A 4,727-nucleotide genomic window follows, 5' to 3' on the forward strand; every position below is an offset into this window, starting at 1 on the left:
GTCCAGGTCGTCGCCCGCGACCCCGGCAGCGAGGCCCTGCGCATGAAGCGCCTGTCCGCCGAGAGCAGCGACATCCTGCTGGGCGACGACCTGCGCAGCCTGGCCGATCCGGGCCTCGGCAGCGCCATGCAGCTGCTGCCCGGCGTGGCCGTCACCAACGACGGCGGCGAAGGCCGGCAGGTCAGCGTGCGCGGGGTCGGCAGCGAGTTCACCCGTGTGCGCATCAACGGCATGGAAACCCTGGCGACGTTCGGCGGCTCGAACGCCGGCGGCGGCACCAATCGCGGCCGGGCCTTCGACTTCAACGTCTTCGCCGCCGACCTCTTCAACCAGATCCGCGTGCAGAAGACCCCGTCGGCCGATATCGACGAAGGCTCGTTGGGCGCCACGGTCGACCTGCAGACCCGCTCGCCGCTGGACGGCCCGCGCTCCAGGGTCCAGCTGACGGTCGAGGGCGCCTATAATTTCGGGAGCGACAAGGCCGTCCCCCGGGTCTCGGCGATCCTGTCGCGCAGCACGCAGGACGACCGGTTCGGGGTGTTGATCTCCGGAGCCTACGCGAAACGGGTGGTCGAGGACGTCGGCACCAACGCCGGGCAGTGGCAGGACGGCGACACGGTCTATCCCGGCTTTGGCGCGACCGCCCCCGGCGCGCCGGACCTGGCCCTGCTGAACGCCGCCCTGCATCCCCGCATCCCCCGGCTGGAAGCCTTCCGCATCGAGCAGGAGCGCCTGGGCCTGACCGGCAGCCTGCAATGGCGGCCGTCCGACCGCACCCAGGTGGCCCTGGACGTTCTCTATTCCGAACTGTCCTCGGAGCGACGCGAAGACCTGCTGGAGAGCTTCACCTTTCGCACGGCCGGGGCCTGCCAGGCGCCGCTCAATCCCAATTGCGGCCTGGCCGCGGTGCGGGTGCGGGACGCCACCATCGTCACCCCCAGGCCGGGCCTGCCGGTGCTGATCGCGGGAACGTTCGACAATGTCGACGTCCGCGCCGAGTCGCGATTCGACCAGCTGAAGACCATCTTCCGCCAGACCACCCTGTCGGTCAGCCACCGCCTGTCGGACCAACTGACGCTGAAGGCCGTGGCCGGCTACAGCCGGTCCGATTTCGGCAATCCGACGCAGGCCACGGTCCAGCTGGATCAGTACGACGTCCAGGGCTTCGCCTACGACTTCAGCGACCATCGGCGGCCGTTGATCGACTTCGGCTCGACCGATCTGGCCAGCCCGGCGAACTGGTCGTTGGCCGAACTGCGGTCCGAACCGAACTGGGTAGACAACAGCTTCAAGACCGCCGGCCTCGACCTGGAATGGACACCCTCGACCAGCCTGACCTTGCGCGGCGGACTGCAGCACAAGGTCTACCGCACCGATGCGGTCGCCATGGCGCGGTCGGACGGCACGATCGCCAACCTCAACGCCGACATCCCGTCCGCCCTCGCCGCGATCCCGGCGTCGGCCTATCTGCGACAGGCCTGGTCCACTCGCTTCGCCGCCGCGGCCGGCACGCCTGAAGCCTGGTTGGCGCCCGATGTCGCCAAGGCCTTCGCCCTGTTCCGAGACGCCTGCTGGTCCAATGACTGCAGGACTCTGGAGCTGGGTCCCGAACCGCTTCTGGGCCTCAACTACGCGGTCGAGGAGCATGACAGCTCCGGCTATCTGCAGGGGGCCTTCTCCGTGCCGGCCGTCCTGTCGCTGCGCGGCGACTTCGGCCTGCGCTACGCCCACACCCGTCAGACCTCTCACGGCTTCAGCATTGATGCGAACGCGCCGAACTTCGTGGCCCCGATCTCGGCGACGCGCGACTATGACGACCTGCTCCCGTCGTTCAACCTGGCCGTCGAGCCGCGCGACGACCTGCTGCTGCGGTTCGCCGCCGCCAGGGTGATGTCCCGGCCGGACCTGCGCAGCCTGCGTCCCGGGATCAACGTCTCGACGGGCGGCTTGCGGTCGGTGTCTTCCGGCAACCCGTTCCTGCGCCCCGCGCGGGCCGACACCCTGGACGTCGCGGTGGAATGGTACTTCGCCCCCGGAGCGGTCGTCTCGGCCGCCTTCTTCCACAAGACCCTGCATTCCGCCGTCCAGGTCACCTCCACCGCGCCGACGGTGTTCTCGGACAATCCGTTCGGGCTGCCCGACAGCGTGGCGTCGACCGCGTGCGGCCGCCTGCCGGGCTGCGCGCCGGAGCTGCCGATCTGGCAGTTCCTGACCCGCACCGATCGCGGCGGCGGACATCTGGACGGGCTGGAGCTGGCGCTTCAGGCCCCGCTCGACCTGGCCACGCCAGCCTTGCGCGGCTGGAGTCTCCGGGCCGGCGTGACCTACACCCGCTCGCGCATGCGCTTCTGGAGCCTCGACGGCGCGCCGTTCATCGCCCACGACAGCCTGGGCTCGCCGCGCGTCGTGGGTACGGTGACGGCCGCCTATCGCCGCAACGGCCTGGACCTGCGCGGGACCCTGTCGCATCGCGGCCGCTACCTGACCGCCGTCCCCGCCCCGACCGGCGCCGACGTGGACGGCGTCAACGCCTACACCAGCCTGGATCTCTCAGCCCGCTATCGGATCGCGCCGCGATGGTGGGCGACGGCAGCGGCCGGCAACCTGCTGAACACGGCTCAGCGCCAGTTCTCCGACACCAGCGACCTGGCCAACTACCAACACCACACCGGCCGAGAGTTCCGCATGGGACTGGAGATGCGGTTCTAGGCCGGTTCGGCGGGCCCCATCGACTGGCGCTGGATCAGGCTCAMGGCGATCGGCTCGTGCGGCTGAACCCCGTGCGGATTGTCGATCATGGCCAGCAGGCTCTCGGTCGCCAGCCGGGCCATCTCGGTCAGCGGCCGGCGGATGGTCGTCAGGGCCGGGGTGATCATCGCGGCTAGGTCGCTGTCGTCGAACCCGGCCACCGACAGCTGGCCAGGCACGTGAATGTCGCGCTCGCGGGCCGCCTTGAGCACCGCCGCGGCCATGATGTCGTTGCAGGCGAAGATCGCGGTCGGCGGCGGGTCTAGGGACAGCAGAGCCTCTGCGGCGGCCAGGCCGCTCTCGAAGCCGTAGTCGCCCCTCTGGAGGTAGGCCGGCGGCATGGGCCCCGGCAGCGCGGCCAGGAAGCCGGCCTTGCGCTCCTGGGCTGAACGGAAGTGCGGCGGGCCTTCGATCAGGGCGATCCGACGGTGTCCCAGCTCGACCAGGCGCCGGCCCAGCTCGAACGTCGCCCCGCGCTCGTCGCTGACCAGCATGCAGGGATATTCCGGCAGCGACACCGAGGCGATGCCCACCGACGGCACGCCCAGCTGGGTCAGGCGCGCGGGGATGGCCGCGATCTCGGAGGTCGGCGGCAGGACGATCAACCCGTCCACCCGCGAGCGGCGCACGAAGCTCTCGACGTCGGCGGCCACCTCGGGGTCGCCGAACCGCACCGGGTGGACGACCAGTTCGTAGCCGTGCTTCGAGCAGGCCTCGACGATGCCGCGCTGCAGGGCGCTGATCACGTGGGCGTTGGGATCGTCCTGCACCACCGCGATCAGGAACGAGCGCCCCGAGGCCAGGGCCCGGGCGCGGATGCTGGGGCTGTAGCCCAGCCGCGCGATGGTCTCCAGGACGGTCTTTCGGGTCTCGTCGCCGACGTTGGGCGCCTTGTTGAGCACCCGCGACACCGTGCGAATCGAAACGCCCGCCGCCAGGGCCACATCGTCGATCGTCACCGACAGCGCCGCGCCGAGTTCGCCTTGAGCCACCGAAACCCTCCCGTTTCCCACGATATGGCATAGCGCGCCTGTGACAGCGTTGCCAGCGCTAGCATCAGCTGTGCCAGCGCTGGCAAATAGAATGCTACCGGTACCAAAAACATTTGACACCCCTGGTCGCCGAATGTTTCCTGCCAGCAACGGACCTGCGGAAGACAGGTTTTCAAGAGGGGACGCGCGGGATGAGACTGGATCGAAGAGGCCTCGTGCTCGCGGGTCTGACGGGCGCATCGGCGCTGTCCGCCGGCGTCGCCAACGCTCAGCCCAAGCCCACCGACCCGACCGCCCACTGGTTCAATGTCCGCGACTTCGGCGCCGTCGGCGACGGCGCGGCCATCGACTCCCCCGCCATCAACAAGGCCATCGACGCCGCCGCGTCGCACGGCGGCGGGGTAGTGCATTTCCCGCCCGGAACCTACGCCTGCTACACCCTGCGCCTGAAGAGCAAGGTCACCCTGCACCTGGGCGAAGGCGCGGTCGTTCTGGCCGCCGCCCCCACCGGCGTGGCGCCGAACGGCTATGACGATCCGGGCGCCGGGGCCGGCAACGCCTTCCAGGACTACGGTCACAGCCACTGGACCAACAGCCTGATCTTCGGCGAGGGCCTGCACGATATCGCCATCGTCGGGACCGGCCTGATCTGGGGCAAGGGCCTGACGCGCGGCCATCGCTTCCCCGACGATCCGCCGGACGTCAGCGGGCCTGGCGTCGGCGACAAGGCCATCGCCCTGAAGAACTGCCGCAACGTGCTGCTGCGCGACTTCAAGATCCTGCAAGGCGGCTGGTTCGCCCTGCTGGCGACCGGCGTCGATAACATGACGATCGATAATCTGATCGTCGACACCAACCGCGACGGCCTGGACATCGACTGCTGCCGCAACGTGCGGGTGACCAACTGCACGATCAACTCGCCATGGGACGACGGCATCTGCCCCAAGAGCTCGTTCGCCCTGGGCTATGCGCGGCCGACTGAGAACC

3 protein-coding genes are annotated in these 4,727 nt (G+C 69.5%); 2 read left to right on the forward strand and 1 reads right to left on the reverse strand.

From position 1 onward, the window contains the following. The coding region (locus tag AC1DZ6_RS19235; protein ID WP_477098748.1) for a TonB-dependent receptor at positions 1-2,709 on the forward strand (2,709 nt) is incomplete at its 5' end. Here AC1DZ6_RS19235 and AC1DZ6_RS19240 read toward each other — a convergent pair. Beyond that, positions 2,706-3,740: a LacI family DNA-binding transcriptional regulator gene (locus tag AC1DZ6_RS19240; RefSeq protein WP_477098749.1), complete on the reverse strand. Its 1,035-nt coding sequence runs from the start codon at positions 3,738-3,740 to the stop codon at positions 2,706-2,708. The genes AC1DZ6_RS19235 and AC1DZ6_RS19240 overlap by 4 nt on opposite strands. Positions 3,741-3,955: 215 nt before the next feature. Between AC1DZ6_RS19240 and AC1DZ6_RS19245 the strand changes: the two genes are divergently transcribed. Further along, positions 3,956-4,727, forward strand: a 772-nt coding sequence (locus AC1DZ6_RS19245) for a glycoside hydrolase family 28 protein (RefSeq protein ID WP_477098750.1), incomplete at its 3' end; no start/stop codon positions are given.

The organism is Caulobacter sp. P1_B12_2 (genome assembly GCF_056406675.1).